Source organism: Bradyrhizobium archetypum, from assembly GCF_013114835.1.
Classification (GTDB): Bacteria; Pseudomonadota; Alphaproteobacteria; order Rhizobiales; family Xanthobacteraceae; genus Bradyrhizobium; species Bradyrhizobium archetypum.
In genome coordinates this window covers 648725-672047 of record NZ_JAAVLW010000001.1, presented here as the reverse complement: position 1 = coordinate 672047, position 23323 = coordinate 648725, and the positions used below count along the sequence as shown (strand labels likewise).

General features: G+C 63.6%; 23 protein-coding genes. 6 read left to right on the top strand and 17 right to left on the bottom strand.

The genetic code is table 11. From position 1 onward, the window contains the following. Window positions 1-5: 5 nt before the first annotated feature. The 5 genes from HCN50_RS03005 (at window position 6) to HCN50_RS02985 (ending at window position 5232) form a co-directional block, all read left to right on the top strand. Complete coding sequence (locus HCN50_RS03005; protein ID WP_171708117.1) at window positions 6-1208, top strand: ABC transporter substrate-binding protein; 1203 nt, start codon at window positions 6-8, stop codon at window positions 1206-1208. A 166-nt stretch (window positions 1209-1374) separates the two neighbouring features. Then, window positions 1375-3261 carry an ABC transporter permease gene (locus tag HCN50_RS03000; RefSeq protein ID WP_171708418.1) on the top strand — a complete coding sequence of 629 codons (1887 nt, stop codon included), beginning with the start codon at window positions 1375-1377 and terminating at the stop codon, window positions 3259-3261. Continuing rightward, on the top strand, window positions 3258-4049 hold the full coding sequence (locus tag HCN50_RS02995) for an ABC transporter ATP-binding protein (RefSeq protein ID WP_171708116.1): 792 nt from the start codon (window positions 3258-3260) through the stop codon (window positions 4047-4049). The genes HCN50_RS03000 and HCN50_RS02995 overlap by 4 nt, the downstream gene beginning before the upstream one ends. Beyond that, window positions 4046-4750, top strand: a complete 705-nt coding sequence (locus HCN50_RS02990; RefSeq protein WP_171708115.1) for an ABC transporter ATP-binding protein — start codon at window positions 4046-4048, stop codon at window positions 4748-4750. The genes HCN50_RS02995 and HCN50_RS02990 overlap by 4 nt, the downstream gene beginning before the upstream one ends. A 26-nt stretch (window positions 4751-4776) precedes the next feature. Beyond that, entirely contained in the window at window positions 4777-5232 is a 456-nt protein-coding gene (locus tag HCN50_RS02985) for a MarR family winged helix-turn-helix transcriptional regulator (protein WP_171708114.1), read from the top strand. A gap of 16 nt (window positions 5233-5248) precedes the next feature. Here HCN50_RS02985 and HCN50_RS02980 read toward each other — a convergent pair whose 3' ends face one another. From HCN50_RS02980 to HCN50_RS02960, 5 genes are all read right to left on the bottom strand, one after another. Further along, the gene (locus HCN50_RS02980; RefSeq protein ID WP_171708113.1) at window positions 5249-5914 is read right to left on the bottom strand and encodes a hypothetical protein; all 666 of its coding nucleotides are present in this window, start codon (window positions 5912-5914) and stop codon (window positions 5249-5251) included. Window positions 5915-5916: 2 nt separating this feature from the next. Then, the gene (locus HCN50_RS02975; RefSeq protein WP_171708112.1) at window positions 5917-7317 is read right to left on the bottom strand and encodes a selenium-binding protein SBP56-related protein; all 1401 of its coding nucleotides are present in this window, start codon (window positions 7315-7317) and stop codon (window positions 5917-5919) included. A gap of 221 nt (window positions 7318-7538) precedes the next feature. Then, complete coding sequence (locus HCN50_RS02970; RefSeq protein WP_171708111.1) at window positions 7539-7964, bottom strand: DUF4399 domain-containing protein; 426 nt, start codon at window positions 7962-7964, stop codon at window positions 7539-7541. Window positions 7965-7982: 18 nt separating this feature from the next. After that, on the bottom strand, window positions 7983-9587 hold the full coding sequence (locus tag HCN50_RS02965; protein WP_171708110.1) for an SUMF1/EgtB/PvdO family nonheme iron enzyme: 1605 nt from the start codon (window positions 9585-9587) through the stop codon (window positions 7983-7985). A gap of 188 nt (window positions 9588-9775) precedes the next feature. After that, window positions 9776-10975, bottom strand: a complete 1200-nt coding sequence (locus HCN50_RS02960; protein ID WP_171708109.1) for an amidohydrolase family protein — start codon at window positions 10973-10975, stop codon at window positions 9776-9778. 145 nt (window positions 10976-11120) lie between these two features. Between HCN50_RS02960 and HCN50_RS02955 the strand changes: the two genes are divergently transcribed. Continuing rightward, complete coding sequence (locus tag HCN50_RS02955) at window positions 11121-11894, top strand: ferredoxin--NADP reductase (RefSeq protein ID WP_171708108.1); 774 nt, start codon at window positions 11121-11123, stop codon at window positions 11892-11894. Between the two features lie 54 nt (window positions 11895-11948). Here HCN50_RS02955 and soxA read toward each other — a convergent pair whose 3' ends face one another. The 12 genes from soxA to HCN50_RS02895 all read right to left on the bottom strand — a co-directional run bounded on the left by soxA (window position 11949) and on the right by HCN50_RS02895 (window position 23317). Further along, on the bottom strand, window positions 11949-12722 hold the full coding sequence (gene soxA / locus HCN50_RS02950; RefSeq protein ID WP_171708107.1) for a sulfur oxidation c-type cytochrome SoxA: 774 nt from the start codon (window positions 12720-12722) through the stop codon (window positions 11949-11951). After that, on the bottom strand, window positions 12719-13039 hold the full coding sequence (soxZ, locus tag HCN50_RS02945; protein ID WP_171708106.1) for a thiosulfate oxidation carrier complex protein SoxZ: 321 nt from the start codon (window positions 13037-13039) through the stop codon (window positions 12719-12721). Before soxZ ends, soxA begins: the two co-directional genes overlap by 4 nt. Next, window positions 13039-13518: a SoxY-related AACIE arm protein gene (locus HCN50_RS02940; RefSeq protein ID WP_171708105.1), complete on the bottom strand. Its 480-nt coding sequence runs from the start codon at window positions 13516-13518 to the stop codon at window positions 13039-13041. Before HCN50_RS02940 ends, soxZ begins: the two co-directional genes overlap by 1 nt. Before the next feature lie 9 nt (window positions 13519-13527). Then, window positions 13528-13983: a sulfur oxidation c-type cytochrome SoxX gene (gene soxX / locus HCN50_RS02935; RefSeq protein WP_235976707.1), complete on the bottom strand. Its 456-nt coding sequence runs from the start codon at window positions 13981-13983 to the stop codon at window positions 13528-13530. Beyond that, window positions 13976-15247, bottom strand: a complete 1272-nt coding sequence (locus HCN50_RS02930) for an NAD(P)/FAD-dependent oxidoreductase (RefSeq protein ID WP_171708103.1) — start codon at window positions 15245-15247, stop codon at window positions 13976-13978. Before HCN50_RS02930 ends, soxX begins: the two co-directional genes overlap by 8 nt. Before the next feature lie 55 nt (window positions 15248-15302). Continuing rightward, window positions 15303-17501, bottom strand: coding sequence for a xanthine dehydrogenase family protein molybdopterin-binding subunit (locus HCN50_RS02925; RefSeq protein WP_171708102.1), 2199 nt, complete (start codon window positions 17499-17501; stop codon window positions 15303-15305). A gap of 10 nt (window positions 17502-17511) precedes the next feature. Further along, complete coding sequence (locus HCN50_RS02920; RefSeq protein ID WP_171708101.1) at window positions 17512-17961, bottom strand: (2Fe-2S)-binding protein; 450 nt, start codon at window positions 17959-17961, stop codon at window positions 17512-17514. 154 nt (window positions 17962-18115) lie between these two features. Continuing rightward, the gene (locus HCN50_RS02915) at window positions 18116-19507 is read right to left on the bottom strand and encodes an MFS transporter (RefSeq protein ID WP_171708100.1); all 1392 of its coding nucleotides are present in this window, start codon (window positions 19505-19507) and stop codon (window positions 18116-18118) included. Between the two features lie 118 nt (window positions 19508-19625). Continuing rightward, the gene (locus HCN50_RS02910; protein WP_171708099.1) at window positions 19626-20414 is read right to left on the bottom strand and encodes an ABC transporter ATP-binding protein; all 789 of its coding nucleotides are present in this window, start codon (window positions 20412-20414) and stop codon (window positions 19626-19628) included. After that, window positions 20402-21457 (bottom strand): dihydrodipicolinate synthase family protein, encoded by a 1056-nt coding sequence (locus HCN50_RS02905; protein WP_171708098.1) that lies wholly within the window; start codon window positions 21455-21457, stop codon window positions 20402-20404. The genes HCN50_RS02910 and HCN50_RS02905 overlap by 13 nt, the downstream gene beginning before the upstream one ends. A gap of 11 nt (window positions 21458-21468) precedes the next feature. Further along, a complete protein-coding gene (locus HCN50_RS02900; RefSeq protein WP_171708097.1) occupies window positions 21469-22293 on the bottom strand; it encodes a GNAT family N-acetyltransferase in 825 nt (274 codons plus the stop codon). Next, window positions 22280-23317 (bottom strand): NAD-dependent epimerase/dehydratase family protein, encoded by a 1038-nt coding sequence (locus HCN50_RS02895; RefSeq protein WP_171708096.1) that lies wholly within the window; start codon window positions 23315-23317, stop codon window positions 22280-22282. Before HCN50_RS02895 ends, HCN50_RS02900 begins: the two co-directional genes overlap by 14 nt. Window positions 23318-23323: the final 6 nt, after the last annotated feature.

The following is a 23323-nucleotide window of genomic DNA, read 5'->3' as shown; positions in this document are numbered from 1 at the left end:
TAGGGATGCGACGGAGACACTTACTGGGCGCGGCGCTGGCGATCGCGATGGCTGGCATGGCAGGCAATGCCATGGCGCAGAGCGAAATCAAGATCGGAGAGATCAACAGCTATTCGCTGTTGCCGGCGTTCACCGAGCCCTACCGCAAGGGCTGGCAGCTCGCGGTCGAGGAGATCAACGCGGCGGGCGGCATCAACGGCAAGAAGCTCGTCGTCATCTCCAAGGACGACGGCGGCAAGCCGGCGGACGCGCAGACCGCGGCCAACGAGCTGGTGTCGAGCGAGAATGTCGCGATGCTGGCCGGCACCTTCCTGTCAAATATCGGCCTCGCCGTCTCCGACTTCGCAAACCAGAAGAAGGTATTCTTCCTGGCTGCGGAGCCTTTGACCGACGCCATCACCTGGTCGAAGGGCAACCGCTACACCTTCCGCCTGCGTCCCTCCAACTACATGCAGGCGGCGATGCTGGTGGAAGAAGCCGCCAAGCTGCCGGCCAAGCGCTGGGCGACGATTGCTCCGAATTACGAATACGGCCAGTCGGCGGTCGCGGTGTTCAAGAAGCTGATGTCGGAGAAGCGGCCCGATATCCAGTGGGTCGACGAGCAGTGGCCGCCGCAGGGCAAAATTGACGCCGGCCCGGTGGTGCAGGCGGTTGCCGCGGCCAATCCGGAGGCGATCCTCAACGTCACCTTCGGCGCCGATCTCGTTAAGCTCGTGCGCGAGGGCAACACCCGCGGCCTGTTCAAGAACCGCACGGTGGTTTCGTTCCTCACCGGCGAGCCGGAATATCTCGATCCCTTGAAGGATGAAACGCCGGAGGGATGGATCGTCACCGGCTATCCCTGGTACGACATCAAGACGCCGGATCATGACAAGTTCCTGAAGGCTTATCAGGCCAAGTACAACGACTATCCGCGGCTCGGCTCGATCGTCGGCTACCAGACCATCAAAGCGGCGGCAGCGATCCTGGCCAAGGCCAACTCCACCGATCCCGAGAAGCTGATCGCTGCGACGGAAGGCCTCTCGATGCCGTCACCGTTCGGCGAGATCACCTTCCGCAAGATCGATCACCAGTCCACGTTAGGTGCCTATGTCGGCAAGACCGCGCTGAAGGACGGCAAGGGCGTGATGGTGAATTCGGTCTATCGCAAGGGCTCGGATTATCTCCCGAGCGATGCGGAAGTGGAGAAGCTCCGGCCGAAAGACTGAAGCTCTCCTCGAGGTCGAGGCCTTCATGTTTCGAGACGCGCGGCTGCGCCGCGCTTCTCAGCTTGAGGGTCAAGACCTCCGCCTGATCCAGACCCTCATCCTGAGGAGGCGCGAAGCGCCGTCTCGAAGGATGCAGGCCCCGATGTTTACCGAACCCGGACCGCCAATGGCCTTTTACTTCGTTCAGTTCCTGACCGGTCTCGCCAGCGCAGCGTCGCTGTTTCTGGTCGCATCAGGGCTGTCGATCATCTTCGGCGTGACGCGGATCGTGAATTTTGCCCATGGCGCGTTCTACATGCTCGGCGCCTATGTCGCGTTCACGCTGACCGAGCGCTTCTCCGGCGCGCTCGGCTTCTGGGGCGGCATCGTCGTCGCGGCGCTGGTCGTCGCCGCCGTCGGCGTGCTGGTCGAGATGGTGCTGCTGCGGCGGATCTATCACGCGCCGGAGCTGTTCCAGTTGCTGGCAACCTTCGGCCTCACCTTGATGGTGCAGGATATCGTCGTGCTGATCTGGGGGCCGGACGATCTGCTCGGCCGCCGCGCGCCCGGCTTCAAGGGCGCGGTCGATTTCTTTGGCCAGAACATCCCGAGCTATGACCTGTTCCTGATCGCGCTCAGCCCGGTCGTGCTCGGCGTGCTCTGGCTGCTATTCCAGCGCACGCGCTGGGGCGTGCTGGTGCGCGCGGCGACGCAGGACCGCGACATGGTGGCGGCACTCGGCGTCAATCAGAAATGGCTGTTCACCAGCGTGTTCGCGCTCGGCGTCTTCCTCGCAGCCCTCGGCGGCGCGCTGCAGATCCCACGCGATGCCGTGCACCACGCGCTCGACCTGCGCATCATTGTCGAGGTGTTCGTGGTCGTGGTGATCGGCGGGCTCGGCAGCATCATCGGCGCTTTCGTTGCCGCCGTGCTGGTGTCCGAGCTCAATGCCTTCGGCATCCTCATCTTCCCGAAGATCTCCATCATCCTTGTTTTCCTGGTGATGGCGGTGGTGCTGATCGTGCGGCCCTGGGGCCTGTTCGGCAAACCGGAGGCCGCGGCGCGGCGCACGCCGGGGCTAACCGTCAATCCATGGCGGCCGCTCACCTCAGGCGAGCGATCGATGTCGATCGGCACGCTGGTCCTTGCGGCGATGCTACCGCTGTTCGCCGGCAACTATGCGCTGACCGTCGGCTCAGAAATCGCGATCTTCGTGATCTTCGCTGCCAGCCTGCATTTCCTGATGTCGGTCGGCGGGCTCGCCTCGTTCGGCCACGCCGCCTATTTCGGGCTTGGCGCCTATGGCGTGGCGTTTCTCGCCAAGGCCGCGGGACTGCCGATGGTCGTCTCGCTGCTGCTAGGTCCGGTGCTCGGGCTATTGGGTGCCGCGGTGTTCGGCTTCTTCGCCGTGCAACTCTCCGGCGTCTATTTCGCGATGCTGACGCTGGCCTTCGCGCAGATCATCTGGTCTATCGCGTTCCAGTGGGTGACAGTAACAGGCGGCGACAACGGCATCCTCGGCGTCTGGCCGGATAGATGGGCCTCAAGCCCGTCCAGCTTCTATTGGTTGTCGCTCGCCGTCGCGGCCCTCGTGGTCACCGTGCTCAGGGTGATCGTATTTTCGCCGTTCGGCTTTGCGCTGCGCGCGACGCGGGACTCGCCGCTGCGCAGCGAGGCGGTCGGCATCAACGGCAAGCGCGTGCAGTGGACGGCGTTCGTGATCTCAGGCGCGGTTGCAGGCATTGGCGGCGCGTTGTTCGCCTATCTCAAGGGCAGCGTGTTTCCGGACAGCGTCGGCATCTCGCTGTCGGTCGATGCACTGGTCATGGTGCTGCTCGGCGGTGTCGAGACGGTTTCGGGGGCGGTGATCGGCGCGATCGTGTTCAAGGCGGCCAACATCTGGCTCGTCAGCCAGACCGACCTTTCGAAACTGGTATTGGGCGGCTTCATCGTCCTGATGGTGGTGGCATTTCCCAAGGGCATTGTAGGCACGCTGGAGATGCTCCGGAATCGCCGCCGGTCGACCGATACCAAGTCCGCGCTTGCCACCTCGCAGGTGGAGGTAGCCGAATGAGCGTGGCCCCCACATTGCTGTCGGTCGACGGCTTGAGCAAATCCTATGGCGGCGTCCATGCGGTGCGCAGCGTGTCGTTTGAATTGCGCGCAGGCGAAATCCTGGCGCTGATCGGGCCCAACGGTGCGGGCAAGAGCACCTGCTTCGACATGCTCAACGGCCAGAATATGCCGGACAGTGGCCGCATCACCTTGCTTGGTGAGGATACGGTGGGGCGGAAACCACGCGCGATCTGGCGGCTTGGCGTCGGCCGCACCTTCCAGATCACGGCGACGTTCCCGACCATGACGGTGCGCGAGAATGTGCAGGTCGCACTGGTGTCGTACGGCCGGCAATTATTCAATCTCTGGGGCTCGACTGCCGCCTACGCGCGCGGGGAAGCGGGACGGCTGCTCGATCTCGTCGGCATGGGCGCCTATGCCGAGCGACCCTGCGGCGAGTTGGCGTACGGCGATCTGAAACGGCTGGAGCTTGCGATCGCGCTTGCCAACCAGCCGAGGCTGCTGCTGATGGACGAGCCGACTGCCGGCATGGCGCCGCGCGAGCGCATCGAACTGATGCGGCTCACTGCGCGCATCGCCCGTGAGCAATCGATCGGCGTGCTCTTCACCGAGCACGACATGGACGTGGTGTTCGAACATGCCGACCGTATCCTGGTGCTGAACCGTGGCAGCCTGATCGCGGAGGGCTCGCCGGAGGAAGTGCGCGGCAACCGCGAGGTGCGCGCGATCTATCTCGGCGAGGGCCTGGTTTACGATGCGCGTCATCGCGAAGGAGCCGGCGCATGAAGCTGCAGGTCGCCGATCTCAACAGTTTTTACGGCCCGGCGCATATCCTGTTCGATATCGCGCTCGAAGTCGGCGAAGGCGAGGTGGTGGCGCTGCTGGGTCGCAATGGCGCAGGCAAGTCGACCACCTTCCGCTCCATCGTCGGCCTGGTCGATAACCGCTCGGGACGGATCGTGTTCGAGGGCAAGGACGTCTCGCGCGAACCGACGCATGCGATCGTGCGCGGCGGGCTCGGCTATGTGCCGGAGGAGCGGCGCATCTTCACCGATCTCACGGTCGAGGAAAATCTCGAAGTCGGCCGACAGCCGAAACGGCCGAATGCGCCGCATTGGACCCGCGAAAAGCTGTTCACGCTGTTTCCCAATCTCGGCGAGATGCGCAACCGTCCCGGTGGGCGGATGAGCGGCGGCGAGCAGCAGATGCTGACGATCGCGCGGACGCTGATGGGCAATCCGTCGCTGGTGCTGCTTGACGAACCGTCAGAGGGGCTGTCGCCGAAGATCGTCGAGCAGATGGTCGACGCCATCCTGGCGATGAAGAAGGAAGGCGTCAGCGTCGTGGTCTCTGAGCAGAACCTGCATTTCGCGCGGCTGATCTCGGATCGTGCCTATATCATCGAGCGCGGCAGGATCTGCTTCGGCGGCACGATGGCCGAACTCGACGCGCAGCCGGATATCCGCGACGCGCATCTGTCGCTGTAGCCGGGCGCAAAGGAGGGGCGGGATCGATGGGAAGGGGTGTTTCGCCGAAACGAGCGGTCAAGCCGGCGCGGCCGTCCTACATTCTCGACGAGCAGATCGGCTTCATCCTGCGCCAGGTCTGGCAGCGCCATGCCACGATCTTCGCCCGCGAGATCGGCATCAACCTGACGCCGACGCAATGGGCGGCGCTCGCGAAGCTGGCCGAGACCGGCCCGTGCTCGCAGAACCTGCTCGGACGGCTGACGGCGATGGACGTCGCCACCATCAAGGGCGTGATCGACCGCCTTACCGCGCGCGGCCTGACCGAGACCAGCCCCGACCCTGAGGACGGCCGCCGCCTGCTGGTGAGTCTCACGCGCGCCGGCCAGCAACTGGCGGAGAAGGCGGCACCGAACGCACTCGCGATCACCCGAGAGACGCTGGCACCGCTCGATGCCAAGGAACGCGAGACGCTGATCGCGCTGCTCGACAAGCTGCGCTGAAGACCTGCGGCTTGCGCTAACTCAAGTTGAGCACCAGCGCGATTGCACCCACCAGAGTAAGGCTAACGGCCCAGATGGTGTCCAGATTAAACCAGCTCTGCGATATGAACTTGAGGCCGAGATAGCGGTAGGCGAGCCACGCGCAACATCCGCCGGCCGCGATCATCGCGGCGGCGTGGACCGCGGCAACCAGCACGGCCATGCCGAGATTCGTATTGATGAGCGCGCCGGCAGCCACGTGTCCGCTATCCAGTTCGGCTTCCCGGCAGAGGCCGAGATAGATCGGAACCAGCATCAGCCCGGCGCCATGCGCGAGGGCCACGGCGAATGACCATAGCCCCAATTGCGCCGGCGATATCCGTGCCAGCACCCTTGGATGGCGCCGGTTGACCAATCGGTAAAGGCCGAAGCCGATGACAAGGAGGCTGGCGCCGATCTGGATCGTGCGTTGCCATTCGACGATGGCGACAAGCAGCGCGAAGGGAAGGATCACAACGAGCATCGCCAGCAGATGGCCGGCGGTGAGCGGCCAAAGCGCTGATACCAGCGCCCGCGGGCTTCGCTCCATCAGCCCGGCGGAAACGGCGAGCGGCCACCCCATTCCCGGGTTGATGCCGTGATAGAGGCCGCTCGCGATGACAGCCAGCCAGAGCCAGATCGGTGTCCAGTCGGCTGCACTCAACTTCAGACCGATGGATAGCAGAACGAATCCGTCGAACAGTCACCACCGTCGAGCCGGACTTGATGGGCGCGATATCCATCGGGGAAGTTGACCCAGTAATCCCTCGCGAGCTCGAGGCCGCCGTCCGGCTTCGCATCGGCCATTACCATGGCGCCCGGAACGCCATCGGGATAGAACTGGTTGTCCCACGTCGAATACAGCGAGTTGGTCCAGTACACCCGCTTGCCGTCGCGGCTGATCTCGACCATTTGGGGACCGCCGGCAAAGGCCTTGCCGTTTGGATGTGGCGTGCGGCGCGCGATGCCGCCGATCCGCACCGAGCCGGCAAGCTTCGGCCTTCGTGGCTCATGGACATTGTATTGACGCATCTCGCCGGTGCCCCAGCAGGCGACGTAAAGGAATCTGTCGTCCATCGACAGGTCGATGTCCGATACCAGCGGCGGCACGGCGCCGAACCCCTGCAGCAGCGGCGGCAGTTGCTCCTTCGCCGCCGGCTCGGGCGGAATGGTCGCTGTCTTCTCGATGTGAAACTTGCCGCCCTCGCGCCACCAGGTCCAGATCGAGCCTTCGAGGTTCGTGGTGTCGACCACGACGCCGAGGAAGCCGTATTCGCGAACCGGATCGTGCGCGGGACGCACTTCCAGCGCCATCTGATGGTTGGCGCCGAGATCGATGGTCTGAACGTTACGCCGGGCCCGCAGATCCCAGAAGTGGATGCGATGGCCGTATTTGTTGGAGAGCAGATCTTCCGGAACGATGCCGTTCTCGAACTGCGGCGGTAATGCCCACTCGCTGGTCACCATGTAGTCGCGCGGCAGGTTCCACCAGAAGTCATAATGCAATGTTTGCGGGCCGCGATCGAGCTCCCACCGTCCGAGCACCTCGAACGTCTCGCAATCCATGATGAAGACGCCGGGCGGTCCGTCGGTGCCGTCCTTGCCGCCGCCGCCGAGCGTAGAGACATAGATGCCTTCCGGCCCGCAATGAACGGTGTGGGGCCGCGAGTACCCCGTCTTCCTGAAAATTTCCTCGGGCTCGATGATCTTGTGGATTGCCGCCTTGGTGGGATCCGGCTTGGTATCGACGATGTAGATGCGGGAAGACCGCATGCCCGGGATGATGAGATAGCGCCGTTCGAGAAAGGCATGCCCGGAGAGCGGCGACAGCGCCGATGAGCAGGCATTCCAACCGAAATGGTGAAACTCGTCGCCCTTGTTGGGCATCGTCACGGTGTGAACGATCTGGCTATAGGTCTGAGAGTCGGGCCTAACGTCGATTACGGCCAGTGCGTCCGGTTTCGAAGCGTCCGGGCTGAGCAGCACGGTGTAGGCGAAACTCTCCGGCGGAGCTTCCATGGCAAGCTTGGGCGAAGCGTAAAACGTGGGATCGGGCCGAATATTCATCGTACTGCCTCCCTGTTTGCCTGAATTGTCAGCATCACGGCTCAGCGGCCTGCAGCAGCAAGACATCACCCGGTGCGCTAAGTTCCTCTCGCGAGTGCCGCCGGCCGGGGTTTGCCGGTCGATGATACACGCAATATGACCAGGCGAAAACAACGATGCTGCTACCGATCAGACTGCTGCGCCGGTTTCGAACAATCTGTATTGGAGGCGATCCGCAGGCTCTATTTGATCGTTACGGTAATTTTTTCGGAGACGACCGGAGGGACGTGTGGATAGTGCTCGGCGTCGCCCAGCACAAGCTGAAGCGTGTGCTTGCCAGGCGGAAGTTCGATCCGGGCTTCGGTCTGACCTGCCCCAAAATGCAGATGTGACTTGTCTTGCGGAATCGGTTCGTTGGGATTGATGGGTTCATTCACGTCGATGAGAAGATGATGATGGCCGCTGTTCGGGTAGGTGTCGCCTGCGTGGGTTACGCCCATGTTTCGCAGACCAAAGCGGCACCAGAACCCGCCTTTGATGACGGCGCCGTTCTGCGGCCACACGAAATAGAGACGAGCATCCTTTCCAGCGGGCTTTCCTTGGGCGTATGCGGCGAACGGCAGGCAGGTGAGCGCTGCTGACAGAGCGATCCACTGCATAGCCTTCATGACTGCCTCGCAACTTCCTCACTGGGATAGCGCAACGCGGAACCCATGGGTGGGATATCGCACGTTGGTGTCATAGCTGCCGCGGTTCGATGTCCGGGCATAATTCGAATCTTTCCTCCAGGATCCGGAACGGATGACGTGCGAGCTACAATCATTCTCGACCCATGCTGACCCGTCGGTCGGGGCGCCCTGGTAATTTTTGTGCCAGCAATCTTCGACCCATTGGTCAACGCTGCCGCCCATATCGAACAGCCCGAACGGATTTGGCTTGAGGCTGCCAACCCTGGCCGGCTGTTCGCTGGCTGGAATGTCGCTGCAGTTCCGGCAATTGACCGCGCCAGGCTGAAACTGATCGCCCCACCAGTATCTGGTCTGCGTGCCGCCGCGCGCAGCGTATTCCCATTCGGCTTCACTCGGCAGGCGATATGGCTTTCGGGTAGCTTGCGCGAGCCAGGCGACATATTGCTTGGCGTCGCTCCAACTCACGTTGGTGATGGGTGCATCGTCCTTTCCGATCGCCGTGAACCCACACGCCTTTGCGGCTGCGCATGCATTCCATTCCCGCACAGTGACGGGAAATTTCCCCATCGCAAAAGGCTTGATCGTTACCTGACGGACCGGCCGCTCCGAGATGTCTTCATTGCTGCCCATCGCGAAGCTGCCGCCCCGAAGGGAAATTGTCTCGGGTTCTGGAATCGGCGCGGCTGCTTGCGTCGTCGGCCGAGTTTCGGGAGCGGCGGGAGATGCGGGCGGCGCCAGCGGCGCCGCTTGCTTCTCTGTTGGAGACGTCTCCGGCCGAGGCGTCGCCTGTTGCTGAGTTGGTGCCACGGAAGGCGAGGGTTGAGGTGGCGCCGCTCGTGGTCTCGCAGCGGGTGCAGGCACCTTCGGCGTTTCCGCCGGAGATGAAACGGGTGCAGACGCCTGTTCTGTCGCTTTGCGATATTGGGCGAACATGTACCAGAAAGCGCCGCCCGCAATGGTCAATATCGCAAGGCAGAGCAAAAGGATCAGGATACGTTCGCGCCGGTTCCGGACTTCGTGAAGGGCAGAGGGGTCGGGAAGCACACGATAGACCCGGACTGGATCGGTGATGTTCTTGACCTTTCGATCACCGAGCGACTCGTATCCGCAAACAAGTTTATGCTTGATCTGTTCGTAGATGCCGCCGGAGATATAGACTTCGCCGGGATGGGCTATCCCTTCGAGCCGTGTCGCAATGTTGACGCCGTCGCCATAGACGTCATCGGTTTCGATGATCACGTCGCCAAGATTGACGCCAATCCGGTATTCGATCCAATGATGCTTGGGTAGCGATGCGTTGCGGCCGACCAGATTTTGCTGGATCACGATGCTGGCGCGCACGGCTTCGACAGGACTGTCGAAAATGGCGATGAAGCCGTCGCCCGTCGTTTTGACGAGCCTGCCGTGATGTTCTCTGATGGTGGGCTCAATCACGTCGCGCTCGAGCCGCTTGACGCGGTTGTGCGTGCCTTCCTCGTCGATCTGCATCAGGCGGCTGTAGCCGGAGATGTCGCCGGCGACGATGGCGGCAAGGCGCCGCGGCGTTGGCTCGCGCGATGGCTCACCAGCGCGGCCCGACTTGATGTCACGAATTTGGGCCATGGCTCGGATTGATTTCCTCGAGCTGATGCAATTACAGCGTTAGGTAAACAATCTTTCCAGTGCCCACAGCGTACCACGCCGGCTGTTCGCCGCAAAGCAGCCCTCCGCGGGTTCCATGCCGGCTGAGTGTGAGTTCAATCACAGGAAGGACTCTGATCGCACGTCACGATCGCGCGAGTCCGTGTGCATCAATGCCCGCTGACGATCTCCGGGACCTTGCCAGCCGGCGGCGTGTTGCGGCTGCGCTGGGTGCGGACGATGCCATCGATGATGGTCATGCCGATGCCAGGGAGGTCACCAAGCTGCACGCTCGCGAGGATGTTCTTGCCGGGCGAGTGCTGCGCCTTGTCCATGATGACGAAATCGGCGGACCGGCCGACTTCGATGATTCCGCAGTCCAGCTCACGCATCCGTGCGGTATTGCCGGTCGCAAGGCAGAAGGCGAGTTCGGCCGGCAATTCACCGAGCGACGACAGCATCGAGACCATACGCAAGATGCCGAGCGGCTGCACGCCGGAGCCGGCCGGCGCGTCGGTGCCGAGGATGACGCGGTTCAGGTCGCCCATCTCGCGCGCGATGCGCAGCGTGAACAGTGCCGAGCGCTCATTGCCGTTGTGAACCAGCTCCAGCCCGCGCTTGCAGCCCTCGCAGATGCAACGGATCTGGTCATCGGGCAGGGCGGTGTGGCCGCCATTGATATGGCCGACCACGTCGGTATCGGCTTCCAGCACCACGTCCTTGTCGATCAAACCGGAGCCGGGGATCGAGGGGCCGCCGGTGTGGATCGTGCTCTGGATGCCGTATTTGCGCGCCCAGCCGACCATCTTGCGGGCGGTCGGGCCGTCTTTCACGCCGCCTAGGCCCACTTCGCCGAGCAGCTTGACGCCGGCTGCAGCCATTTCCTTGAAATCGTCCTCGACCATCTCGCATTCGATGACCGGCGCGCCGGCATGCACCTTCACCCCGCCTGGACGCAGCGTCCAGAACGCGCGCTGCGCAAAGATTGCCATCGCTTTCAGGCCGACGACGTCGCGGGGTCGGCCGGGCATGTGCACTTCGCCGGCCGAGATCATCGTGGTGACGCCGCCGTGCAGATAGCTGTCGATCCAGTTGATCTGGTTCTGTCGCGGCGTCCAGTCGCCGGCGACAGGATGAACATGACTGTCGATCAGGCCCGGCGCCACGGTGGTGCCGTTGGCGTTGACGATGGTGGTGGCACCCTCGGCGTTGATGTCCTTGAAGCGGCCGATGGCAGTGATCTTGCCGTTCTCGGCCACGATCGTGTCGGCATCGAGGATCGGCTTTTCCAAAGCCCCCGATAGCACAAGGCCGATGTTGCGGATCACCAGCTTGCTCGGGCCGGTCGCCTGCGGTGCATCGTGGGCCATGGTTTTTCCTTTTGGTTCAATGCTTTCGCCGGACATTCTGCCCGGCTTGACGAGCGGATCAAGCCGGATTATTCATTTGTATACGAATGATCGTATACAAATGATGCGGCCGGTCAACCGGCTTTGCGGGTCAGGGAAGGGTGCGATGAGCAACTTCAACCAGGAAAGCGTTCTCAGCGTCCATCACTGGACCGACACGCTGTTCAGCTTCACCACCACGCGTGACCCGTCGTTTCGCTTTCGCAACGGCGAATTTACCATGATCGGTCTGAAGGTCGGCGAGAAGCCGCTGCTCCGTGCCTACTCGGTCGCCAGCGCCAACTACGAGGACCGGCTCGAATTCTTCTCGATCAAGGTGCCGGACGGCCCGCTGACCTCACGCCTGCAGCACCTGAAGCAGGGCGACGAGATCATCGTCAGCCGCAAAGCGACTGGCACGCTGGTGATCGACAATCTCGAAGACGGCCGCAACCTCTACCTGATCGGTACCGGCACCGGTCTCGCGCCGTTTCTTTCCGTGATCAAGGATCCCGAGACCTATGAGCGGTTCGAGAAGGTGGTGCTGCTCCACGGCTGCCGCCGGGTCGCCGAGCTCGCCTATGGCGAGATGATCACTGAGAAGCTGCCGAACGACGAGCTGATCGGCGACTATGTCCGCAACCAGTTGATCTATTACCCGACCGTGACGCGAGACCCCTTCCGCAACCGCGGCCGGATCACCGACCTGATCACGTCAGGCAAACTGTTTGCCGATATCGGGCTGCCCTCGCTCGATCCCGCGCAGGACCGCGTCATGATCTGCGGCAGCCCGGCGTTGGTGACGGACACGCGTGCGTTGCTGAACAGCCGGGGATTCGTCGAAGGCAATCACGGCGAGCCGGCCCAGTTCGTGGTCGAAAAGGCATTCGCGGAGCGGTAATCCGCATCCTCACGCACACTGTCGCTCCTCACCCTGAGGAGCTTGTGAAGCGTCCTACGGCCTTACCCCCGGCGCCTCCATCACCATCCGGCGCGCGCGCGACATCAGGTACAATTCGAGTTCAACCAGCTCCGGCGCGCCGTGATCATAGGCCTGCGCGCGAATGCCGCTGATGCAGGCGCGCAAGCGCCGCTGCAGCGATCCCAGCGACTGCCATTCCAGCCGGTAGAGCGGATAGCCGGTCGGGTGCGCTTGCGTGATCGCGGCGCCGGCAAGCTTCTTATCCCAGTTGTCGTCATGGCAGTTGGCGCAGGCGAGATTGAGCTGGCCCTGCCGCTGCATGTAGAGCTCGCGTCCCTTGGCGATGAACGGCGCAAGCTGCGGGTCGGCGCCGGTTTCGATCGGCGCGCCTTGCGACTGCCGCGCGATAAACGCCGTGAGCGCCAGCAGCTCGCGGCTCTCGAACGGTAACGGCGTCGCCTGCTGCTGGTTGGTGCGGCAGGAATTGATGCGCTGCTCCAGATCGAGGGGACGGCCGGTTGTCTTGTCGAAAGCGGGGTAGCGGGCGGCCACCCCCTTCATGCTGGTGCGGGCATCGTCGTGGCAATCGGCGCAGGCCTTGTCGGCGCCACCCGCCTTGCGCTTCCAGAGCGCCTCGCCGTCGAGCACCCAGAGCATGCCGGGATTGGCGGTATCTTCGTCCTGCATCGCCTTGGTGTCCGGCTTCATGAAGTCGTAGCCGGAGCGACGTTCGGCCTGCGGGATTTCGGCGGCGCCAACGACGCCCGCCGCCAGCAGTGCGGCGGCTATGGCGCCCGAAAATCTCATTCGACCGATATCGACGCTGATGCGGTTTCGGAAAATCCCCGGTCGCCGATCCACTCGAACTCGAACTTGCCGCTTTCGGTCGCGGTGGTGAAGAAAGTGATGAACGGGTTGGCTGATATCGCCGGAAACAGATCAGTGCGGAAAATCTCGTTTCCGTTGAAGCGGCAGGTAAAGCTCGTGATGATGTTGCGCGGAACGATTTCGCCTGATGCCGTATGGCGATAGCCGGTTTCCATGATGTGCGACATCAGCGTCTTGATCTCGATAATATCGCCGCGCTTGGCTTTCGCCGGAACGTTGATCAGGGCGGATGCCATCAGATCACCTCCTCGGTGCAGGCTGCCAGGGTGACGACGACATCGACGCTGGCCGACCAGAACGAGCCGTCCGAGAGTTTTGCGATCGCGACGATCTTCTGGCTGTCTGCGAGACGGATGCGGGTCGAAACCTGCGCGCGGCCATTATGCGGGCCGAGGTGGAAATTGGCGATGTTCGGCTGCGGATTCTTCTCATTGAAGACGTGAATGCTGCGGACGTGATCCTCCGGCGCCATCGGATGCGCGACGGTGACCGTCATCGGTACCGTGTTGCCATTCTCGACCAGCGGGGGAATCTCGAGCTTGACCTTGCCGGTCCGCACTGCCGCGCCGCCGGTGACATTCTGGATCGCCGCGGCAAGCATCGCGGGCGTCGCCTCCGCGGGACGGATGATAACGACGGGCAGCGCGCCGAGCGCGGCGGCGCCACCGGCGAGGCCGAGGAACTTGCGGCGTGATGAATTTGTCGGTTGTTGCATGTTGCCTTCCTATTCGCGCAGCGTCACGAGATACGCCACGATATCCTCGATCTGTTCGGCCGACAGGATCGGCCTGCCGCGCCATGGCGTGCCGACGCGATTGAGGCCGTCGAGGCGGTAGTAGGACGGCATGATGGTCGCGGGGTTGAGGCGTGACGCGTCCACCAGCCGTAACCGAAGCTGTCCTTCGGACCAGCGGCTGCCGGAGCCGGAAAGATCAGGCGCCAGATCGCCCTGGAATTTCTGTTCGGGAAATGGGCCGTTATGGCAGAGGATGCAAGTGCTGGAACGTTCGACGACGAGCGCGCGCCCGCGTGTGGCATCTCCTCGCGTATTCGTGAGCGGCTCCGGAATGGCGTCGCCGACGACGGCATAGGGCTGTAGCGCCTGGGCGCTGGCGGGGCATGGCGCCGCAACCGCCACGCCGGCAAGCCAGATTCCGATATGGATGCGCGATCTAGCCAAAGGTTTCCACCGTGATCGTCCTGAACCAGCTTTCCGCAGCCTCGGCCTCGCGCTGACGCAGATCGCGCGGTGCATTGACCGGGCTCGTCGCGCCCTCGATCTCGGCGAACTGGTCGTCCTTCGGCTGATAGACACCCGACAGCGAGAATGCATAACCCGGCGCGACGGTGTTGTAGCAGGCGCCGCTCAGCCGAGGCGTTTCGGGCGTCTTGCCCGACAGCATGGCGACGATCGCGGCCGCACAGGCCTTACCTTGCGCACTCGCGGCCGACGCCGCCTTCGGAATTTGACCGGCGATACAGGCATCGCCGATGACGTGAATATTTGGCACAAGTTTCGACGTAAAGCTCGCAGGATCGATCGGACACCAGCCGGTATTATCAGCGGCCCCGGCGAGCTCGGCGATGCGCCCGGCCTTCTGCGGCGGGATTACGCTGGCGACGTTGGCGACATAATTGCCGAAGTCGGTGACAATGGTATTGCTTGCGGTCTCCACCGAAGTCACCCTGCCGCCTTGCGACAATGCGATCCGTTCGATCATGCCGGGATAGAGCTCCTTCCAGGCGGCCTCGAACAGTCTTTGCTGCGAAAAGCCGTCCTTGGCATCAAGGATCAGGACCTTCGAGCGCGGCTTCCGGGTTTTCAGATAATGCGCGATGAGGCTGGCGCGCTCGTAAGGTGCGGGTGGACAGCGCAGGGGCGCCGCGGGGACTGCGATCACCACCGTGCCGCCGTCCTCCATGGCTTCGACCTGCTTGCGTAGCAGGATCGTCTGTTCGCCGGCCTTCCATCCGTGCGGCATCTTGATGGAAGCGGATTCGTCATAGCCGGGCAAGGCATCGAAGCGAAGGTCGATGCCGGGCGACAGCACCAGGCGGTCGTAGGCGAGCGAAGTCCCGTCGGCCAAACTGACGGTGCGCGCCTGAGCGTCGACCTTGGCGGCGGCTTGGGCAATGACGGCTACTCCCGCTGCGGCGATTCTATCGTAGGTGAATTGCTGCGCGGGCATCTCGCGCATGCCCACGATCACCTCGTTGCTGAACGGGCAGGCCGTAAAGGTTTGATTTGGCTCGATCAGGCTCACCTGAAACTTTGGATCAAGCTGCCGCAGCGCTCGCGCGCAACTCGCGCCGCCGAAGCCGCCGCCGATCACGACGATACGCGCGGTCCCTTGCGCAAATGCGGGGCACGGCAATGCTGCAGCCGCAGACGCGGCGATGCCGCGAGCGACATCTCTGCGCGTCATCAGCCGCGTGGCGACCATGGCAATATCCGGGAAAAGGGGAGCGGCGGCCGGATCGGGCCGCCGCCCGTTGCTGTCAGGCGAACGTGATGTTCTGGTCCTTCAGCGGCACCGAACGGATCCGCTTGCCGGTTGCCGCGAAGTAGGCGTTGAGCACCGCGGGCGCGGCGACCCCGATGGTCGGCTCGCCGACGCCGCCCCAGAAGCCGCCGCTCGGCACCATCACGCATTCCACCTTCGGCATCTCGGCGATTCGCATCGAATTGTAGGTGTCGAAATTGGTCTGCTCGATCTTGCCGTCCTTCACCGTGCAGCCGCCATAGAACAGGGCGGACAGGCCATAGACGAAGGAGCCTGCGATCTGTCGCTCGACCTGCGCCGGATTGACGATGTAGCCGGGGTCGGTCGAGGCAACGATGCGGTGCACCTTGATCTTGCTGCCCTCGGTGACCGAGATTTCCGCAGCACCCGCAACATAGCTGCCGTATCCCATCACCTGCGCAATCCCGCGATAGACGCCTTGCGGCGCGGGCGTGCCCCAGCCGATCTTCTCGGCCACGGCGTTGAGTACCGCGAGATGTTTTGGATGCTTGCTCATCAGCTTGCGGCGGAATTCCACCGGATCCTGGCCGACCGAATGCGCCAGTTCATCCATGAAGCATTCCATGTAGATCGCGTTGTGGTTCACGTTGACGCCGCGCCAGAAGCCGGGCGGGACATGCGGGTTGCGCATCGAATGCTCGACCAGGAGGTTCGGCACGGAGTAGCCGATCGCCGCGTCGCCGGAAGGACTGAGGCCCTGGAACGCAGCCGTATCCATGCCGTTCACCAGCGCCGCCGGACGCACCGTGTAGAGGATCGACTGTCCCGACAACCGCACGTGCAGCGCCGTGAGATTGTTGTCGGCATCGAACGCCCCGGTCAGCTTGCACTGCGTGACCGGATGGAACTTGCCTTGCGCCATGTCCTCTTCACGCGACCAAAGCAGCTTGACTGGCGTGCCCGGCATCTCCTTGGCAATCAGCACCGCCTGCCGGACGTAGTCGGTCATGCCACGGCGGCCGAAGCCGCCACCGAGGATGAGCTTGTGCACCTCGCATTTTTCGGCGGTTAGCCCCGATGCTTCAATGGTGGCGGCAAATGCCGCTTCGCCGTTCTGCGTACCGCACCAGACCTCGCATTTATCCGGCGTATAGAGCGCGGTGGCGTTCAGCGGCTCCATCGTGGCGTGGTTCTGGTACGGATAGTTATAGACCGCCTCGACTTTCTTGACGGCAGAGGCAATCGCAGCCTTGGCGTCGCCGTTCTGGTTGCCGATATAGGCCGGCTGCGCATTGTCGAGGCCCTCGGCCAGCCATTTGGCGATCGACTCGCTGGAGACCTTGGCGTTCTCGCCTTCGTCCCAGACGATCGGCAGCGCATCGAGCGCGGTCTTGGCGTGCCACCAGGTATCGGCGACGACGGCGACGGCGCTGTCGCCGACCTTCACCACCTTCTTGACGCCCTTCATGCCGGCGATCTTGGCTTCGTCATAGCTCTTCAGCTTGCCGCCGAAGACGGGACAATCCTTGATCGTGGCGTTGAGCATGCCGGGCAGCTTGATGTCAGCGCCATAGATCATCGCGCCCGTGGTCTTGTCGACGGTATCGAGCCGCTTGACGGCCTTGCCGGCGATCTTCCAATCCTTTGGGTCCTTCAGCTTGACGTCGGCCGGGGGCTCGAGCCGCGCCGCGGCCTCGACCACCTTGCCGTAGGTCGTGGTTCTGCCCGACGGCGTGTGGGTGATGATGCTGTTGGCGGCCGTGCATTCCGATGCCGGCACTTTCCATTCATTGGCGGCCGCCTGTATCAGCATGACGCGGGCGGTGGCGCCGCCCTTGCGGACGTAGTCATGGCTCGAGCGGATGCCGCGGCTGCCGCCGGTCGAGAAATCGCCCCAGGCGCGCTTGCGTGCGACACTTTGACCCGGCGTCGGATATTCGGTGACGACCTTGGACCAGTCGCATTCGAGCTCTTCGGCGACGAGCTGGGCGAGGCCGGTCAGGGTGCCCTGACCCATCTCGGAGCGGGCGACGCGGATCACCGTCGTATTGTCGGGCCGGATCACCACCCAGACGTTGACTTCCGGTGAGCCGTCGGCAGCGCGGACCACCTTCGGTCCGCCGAAGGGAAGATCGAGGCCGATCGCGAGGCCGGCGCCGGCCGCGGCGGTGCCGATCACGAAGGCGCGCCGGTTGAGCTTGAGGTTTGACTTGGGCATGACGTGCTGATTCATGACGTTCCCCTCAAGCGCTTGCGGCGGCATGGATCGCCTCGCGGACCTGCTGGAAGGTTCCGCAGCGGCAGATATTGGTGATGGTCTCGTCAATATCCTTGTCGGTCGGCTTCGGCTTCTCATTGAGAAGGGCGGCGACCGCCATGATCATGCCGGCCTGACAATAGCCGCATTGCGGCACGTCGTTGGCAATCCAGGCCTGCTGCACCTTGTGCAGCGTGCCGTTGCTTGCGAGCCCTTCGATCGTGGTGATCTGCTTGCCGACTGCCTCGCTGACCGTGACGCCGCAGGAGCGCATTGCTACTCCGTCGATATGCACGGTGCAGGCGCCGCATTGTGCAATGCCGCAGCCATATTTGGTACCGGTCAGTCCGACGTTCTCGCGGATTGCCCAAAGCAGCGGCGTGTCGTCTTCGACGTCCACATTAATTGTCTTGCCGTTAATTGTGAGGTTTGCCATCGCGTATCCCCTGTTAGCCCAATCCACCGAGTGAGCTGCGCGCGGGAAGATGGCCTGCAACCTGGAACTGTTCAAATCAAGAAAAAGCGTGCTTGGGGGCCGGAAGAAATTCGAGCGGCCGGTGTTGCCTGGGTGCGTGCCCGTCGCATGGCTGTCATGTCCGTTCTGCACCCACGGCCAGCCGCAGGAAACTCATCAGGCTGCCAAGTGCGGCAAATCCGGCGCCGAGCGCCAACGCCAGCGTTGCGCCGTTGTGGCCGGCGAGGGCAAAGCACAGCGCTGCCAGCGCGGCGCCGAGGGTTTGCCCGGTCAGACGTGAGGTCGCAACGATGCCGCTCGCGCTACCAGAGCGATGCGGCGGTGCGCTTGACATCAGTGCCCGCAGATTGGGCGTTTGGAAAAAGCCGAAACCGATGCCGCAAATCACGGTGCGCCAGACGATGTTGGCAATGCCGGGGTCGGGTGGCAACGTTGCCAGCAGCGCCATGCCGATGCCGAGCAGCACCAGCCCGAGCCCGCCAAGGATGCCGACGGGATGGCGGTCGGAAAGCCGGCCTCCGACCGGCGCCATGATCGCAACCACCAGCGGCCAGGGCGTCATGAAGAAGCCGGTCTCCACCTGCGAGCGGTGCAGCACATCCTCGAAATAAAACGGCAGCGAGACGAAGGCCAGGCCCTGCACGGCGAATGCGCAGACTGACGTAGCGGCCGAGAGCGCAAACATCGGCCGGCGGAACAGGTCGATCGGCAACATCGGCGCCGGGTGGTCCCGATGTCTGCGGGTGATGATCCAGCCTAGCGCCAATGCCGCGCCGAGCGTTAGCCCGACCAGGGCGAGCGAGGCCTGATGCGCGGCGCTGCCAATTCCGACGATGAAAAGTCCAAGGCAGCCTGCAGTCAGCGCGGCATTCGCAAAATCGAACGCATGCTTCGCGCGCGGCGTTTTCGGCAAGGTCTTCAGGCCGATCCAGATCGCGATCACCCCGAAGGGGATGTTGATCGCGAACAGCCACGGCCATGTGCCGATGGCAAGGATGGCAGAGGCAATGCTCGGACCGAACGTGAACGCCGTTCCGACCACGAGCGCGTTATGGCCGAAGCCGCGGCCGAGCATGTGGGTTGGGTAGACGAAGCGGACCAGCGCCGCGTTCACGCTCATGACGCCGCTGGCACCCAGGCCCTGCAGCGCGCGGGCCGCGGTCAGGCTGGGCAGCGACCATGCCAGGGCGCAGCCGAGCGAAGCGAGCGTGAACAGCACGAGACCGCCGATATAGATGCGCTCATGCCCGACGATCTCGCCCAGCGCGCCGAGCGGCAGCAGCGTCGCAACCAGCGCGATCTGGTAGATGTTGACGACCCAGACCACATCAGCCGGGCTGACGTGAAGGTCGGCGGCAATCGCCGGAAGGGCGACATTGGCGATCGCCGTATCCAGCGAAGCCATTGCGAGCGCCGTAAAGATCGCGGCGACCGCCCAGCGCCTGAGTTCGGGGGGCAGGCCGTCCATGGGAGCGGTCGATGATTTTGAGGTTACTTCTGCGGACATTCTGTCGGGCTCTCCACGCCGGCCGCGGACGCGCCCGTCCGCGGCGTGTACTACGGACGCGGCGGGCGCCACAGGCGCGTTGATGCATGATGCGTATGCGAAGTGGTGGCCCCGCGAGCTACGCGTCGGCACTCAGCCCCAGCCGCGCATAGATTCGCCGCGCATAGGCGCCGAATTCATCCGTGGTCTTGATAGCCAGCGCGCGGGGAAACGGCAGGTCGATCGGGAAATACTCCGCCATCCTGGCAGGACCCGCCGTGAGCACGGCGCAATGCGATGCGAGAAACACCGCTTCCTGGATCGAGTGCGTCACAAACAGGATGGTCTTGCCACTCTCGCGCCAGATCCGCAGCATTTCGAGGTTCATCTGTTCGCGGGTCAGCGCATCGAGCGCGCCGAACGGCTCGTCCATCAGGATCAGTTTTGGATCATGGATGAAGGCGCGCGCAATCGCCGTGCGTTGCTGCATGCCGCCGGACAATTGTTGCGGATACTTGTCTTCATAACCGGCAAGGCCGACCAAATTGAGCAGATCGCGGGCGCGGGTCCGCGCCGCCTTCATCGGCAGGCCGACGATTTCGGCCGGCAGCAGCACGTTGTCCAAAATGGTTCGCCATTTCAGCAGCAGGGCCTGCTGGAACACCATACCGATGTCGCGCGCGGGATCGAACGGTGTTTTTGAAGTGCCGATCTTGATCGTACCGCCGTCGGCCTCATGCAGCCCGGCCAGGATCTTCAGCACGGTAGTCTTGCCGCAGCCGGATGGGCCGACCAGCGAAACCAGCTCGCCCTCCCTGACGTCCATGGTGACATCGGAGACAGCGAGGAATTCGGTGCCCTTCGCGCGATAGACCTTGCGGACGTTGCGCAGGCTGATGAAGGGTTCGTCCGCGCTCATGCCAGCCATTTCTCGAGGTTCGCCTTCACGAACGCGTCGTCGGAGAGATCGGCATGCTCGCGGTAGACGCGGTCGATCTCGTGCATCTGGCCGGGGCTGAGCCCTTCGGCAGGATCGAGGCACCAAAGGTCCTGCATCAGCCCCTGCCGCCGCAGGATCTCATGGCAGCCGGCGATGCAGCCGTGAAAATTGTTGGCGACATCGAAGAACGCGCTGTTGCAATCGGTGACACGTGCGTCCAGCGCCAGGAGATCGGCGGGCACGGTATCCTTGCCGCGCGCCGCCTTGCACATCTCGAACTGCTTGATCGCGCTAGCCGTCCAGACCGACCAGTGCCCAAGGAGCCCGCCCTTGAAATAGGCGCGGGTGGTGACGCCGTTGTCGCGCAGGTCGAAGGGCAGGGTGAGGTCCAGCAGGATGTGATCGTCATTGCCGGTATAAAGCGCGACGCGGTCGAGCGCACCGGCCGCTGCCACGCCGCGGAGCACGTCCAGCGTCCGGTAGCGGTTGAAGGGGGCGATCTTGATGGCGATGACGTTGTCGATGGCCGCAAATCGGCGCCAGAAATCGGCGCTGAGGATGACGCCGCCGACGGCCGGCTGCAGGTAAAAGCCGACCAGCGGGATCTCGCGCGCGACCGCCTCGCAATGGACGATGATCTCGTCCTCGGACGCCGATTTCATTGCGGCAAGGCTGAGCAGGCCGGCGTGATAGCCGATGCCGCGTGCGGTTTGCGCCTCTCCAATGGCTTGCTGGGTCGGACCGGACAGCCCGGCGACCATTGCGACGGGGCGTTTTGTCCACGAGACTGCCGTCTCTGCCGCCAGCTCCAGCACCGGCCGGTACAGGCCGACGTCACGGATCGCGAATTGGGTGGTGTGCACACCGACAGCGAGACCTCCGGCGCCGGCATCGAGGTAGTAGCGTGTCAGCGCCCGCTGATGCCGGACGTCGAGCGCGCGGTTGGCATCGAGCGCGAGCGGATGCGCCGGCAGCACGGTGCCGTCGGCAATCAGCTTCCGGACCTCGGCTTTGATCTCGCTATGATGCATGACGACGGTTCCTATCCGAATTCCGGGCCGGCGACGGCGAACGGCGGTTGCGAAGGTTGCGCGGTGAGGCGGCCAAATCGCATGCGCTGAAACGGCCGCTCGATATTCCAGCCTGACTGGACAAGCCCGTGCAGAAACGCCTCCTGAGAATGGACGGCGTCGATCAGCCAGGGTCCGCTCTCGCAGCTAGTGATGGCGTCGACCAACGCCAGTGCTTGATCGGCGCGGTCGGCCAGCAGTGGACCGATATGGCGCGCGGTGCGCCCGTCACGGACCAGCGCCATTGCTCGATTACTCGTCACGATGCGGGAGCCCGGGCGGGCAGCAAATTCGGATAGCAACGTACTGCGGTCGAACCCCAACGCGCTGCCATCGCGCGCGGCCAGAGCGCCGAGGTCGCCGGCTGGTAGCGGCTGTGTCGCCGTGGCGCGCTGCGGTCTTTCCAGCCGGAGCCGCCGCAACTGCAGCGTCGGGGTGAAGCCGAGCTGACCATAGACGGAGGCGCCAGCCGGCGTCGCATCCAGCCAGGTGGTAATGCCACGACGTGCCGCCACGCCGAGGCAGGTGCCGACCAGCTTTGTCGCAATGCCGCGGCGCCGCCAGCTTGGCGTCACCAGCACCATGCTGATCCAGGCGTTACCGGCCGAGTACGGCAGCAGTGCCGCGGTTGCGACCAGCCGGTTGCCGTCACGCACGCCGAAGACAATTCCCCTGCTTAGGAAAAACCGCCAATCGGCCTCGTTCTGGTTCCAGCCTGCCTCGGTCGACAGCGCCAGTCCGGCGGGCGCATCGCCGACACCGAGCTCGACGATGTCGATGGGCTCAGTAGCGGCCATCACGCACCTCATATTTGGTCGGCTTGCCAAGGCTCGGCATCGATCGCGACACCCAGTCGGCGGTCCAATTGATGAGCGTCTCGGTATCGACGATCGGCAAGCCGAACAGTTTCACCGCCTGCGAAGTGTCGGTCATCCAGGCGGTCGGCTCTTCCTCGCCGACAATCACGGGGGCGCGCCCGAAGCGCTGGCCGAATTTCGCGGCGAGATCGCGCACGGAGAGGATTTCATGGCCGCTGACATTGATCGGCGAGGTCGGCGTATCGCAATGCGCGAGACAGCGCAGCGCCTGCGCGGAAGCGTCGCCCTGCCAGATGAAATTGACGTGGCCGAGGCTGACGTCGATCGGCTTGCCCTGCAGCACCTTGCCGGCAATATCGTGTAGCACGCCGTAACGCATGTCGATCGCGTAGTTGAGCCGGAACAGTCGCCCGGGCGTCGAATACTTCCTCGAAAAATACTCGAACATGCGTTCCCGCCCGACGCAGGACTGCGCGTATTCGCCGGGCGGATCGGGGGGCATGTCTTCGGTCGAGCCTTTGCCGTCCACCGGCACGAACGGATAGACGCAGCCGGTCGAGAACGCGACGATGCGGGAAGATGAAAAGGCCTGCGCGACAAGGGCAGGGACGTACGAATTCATCGCCCAGGTCAGCGACAGATCACCCTCGGCGCCGAACTTGCGGCCTGCCATGAACACAATATTCGGAATCTTCGGCAGCGCCTTGATGGCGGCCTCATCGAGCAGATCGCAATTGATGGTTTCGATGCCGCGCGCCTGCAGCCAGTCCTTGACGACGAGGTCGCTGAACCGGGCGACGCCGATCACGCGCCGCTCCGGCGCGGCCGCTTTGGCAAGGCCCGCGAGCGTCGGCCCCATCTTGCCGGCTACACCGAGGATCATGATATCGCCGTCGACCTTGCGGAGATCGTCGATCAGTGCCTGGCTCGGGCGGCACAGCAGCTCATCGAGTGCGGCGATATCGGCGATCGTCTGCGGCAGGCTTTCGCGTGTGAGCAGCATGTTGAT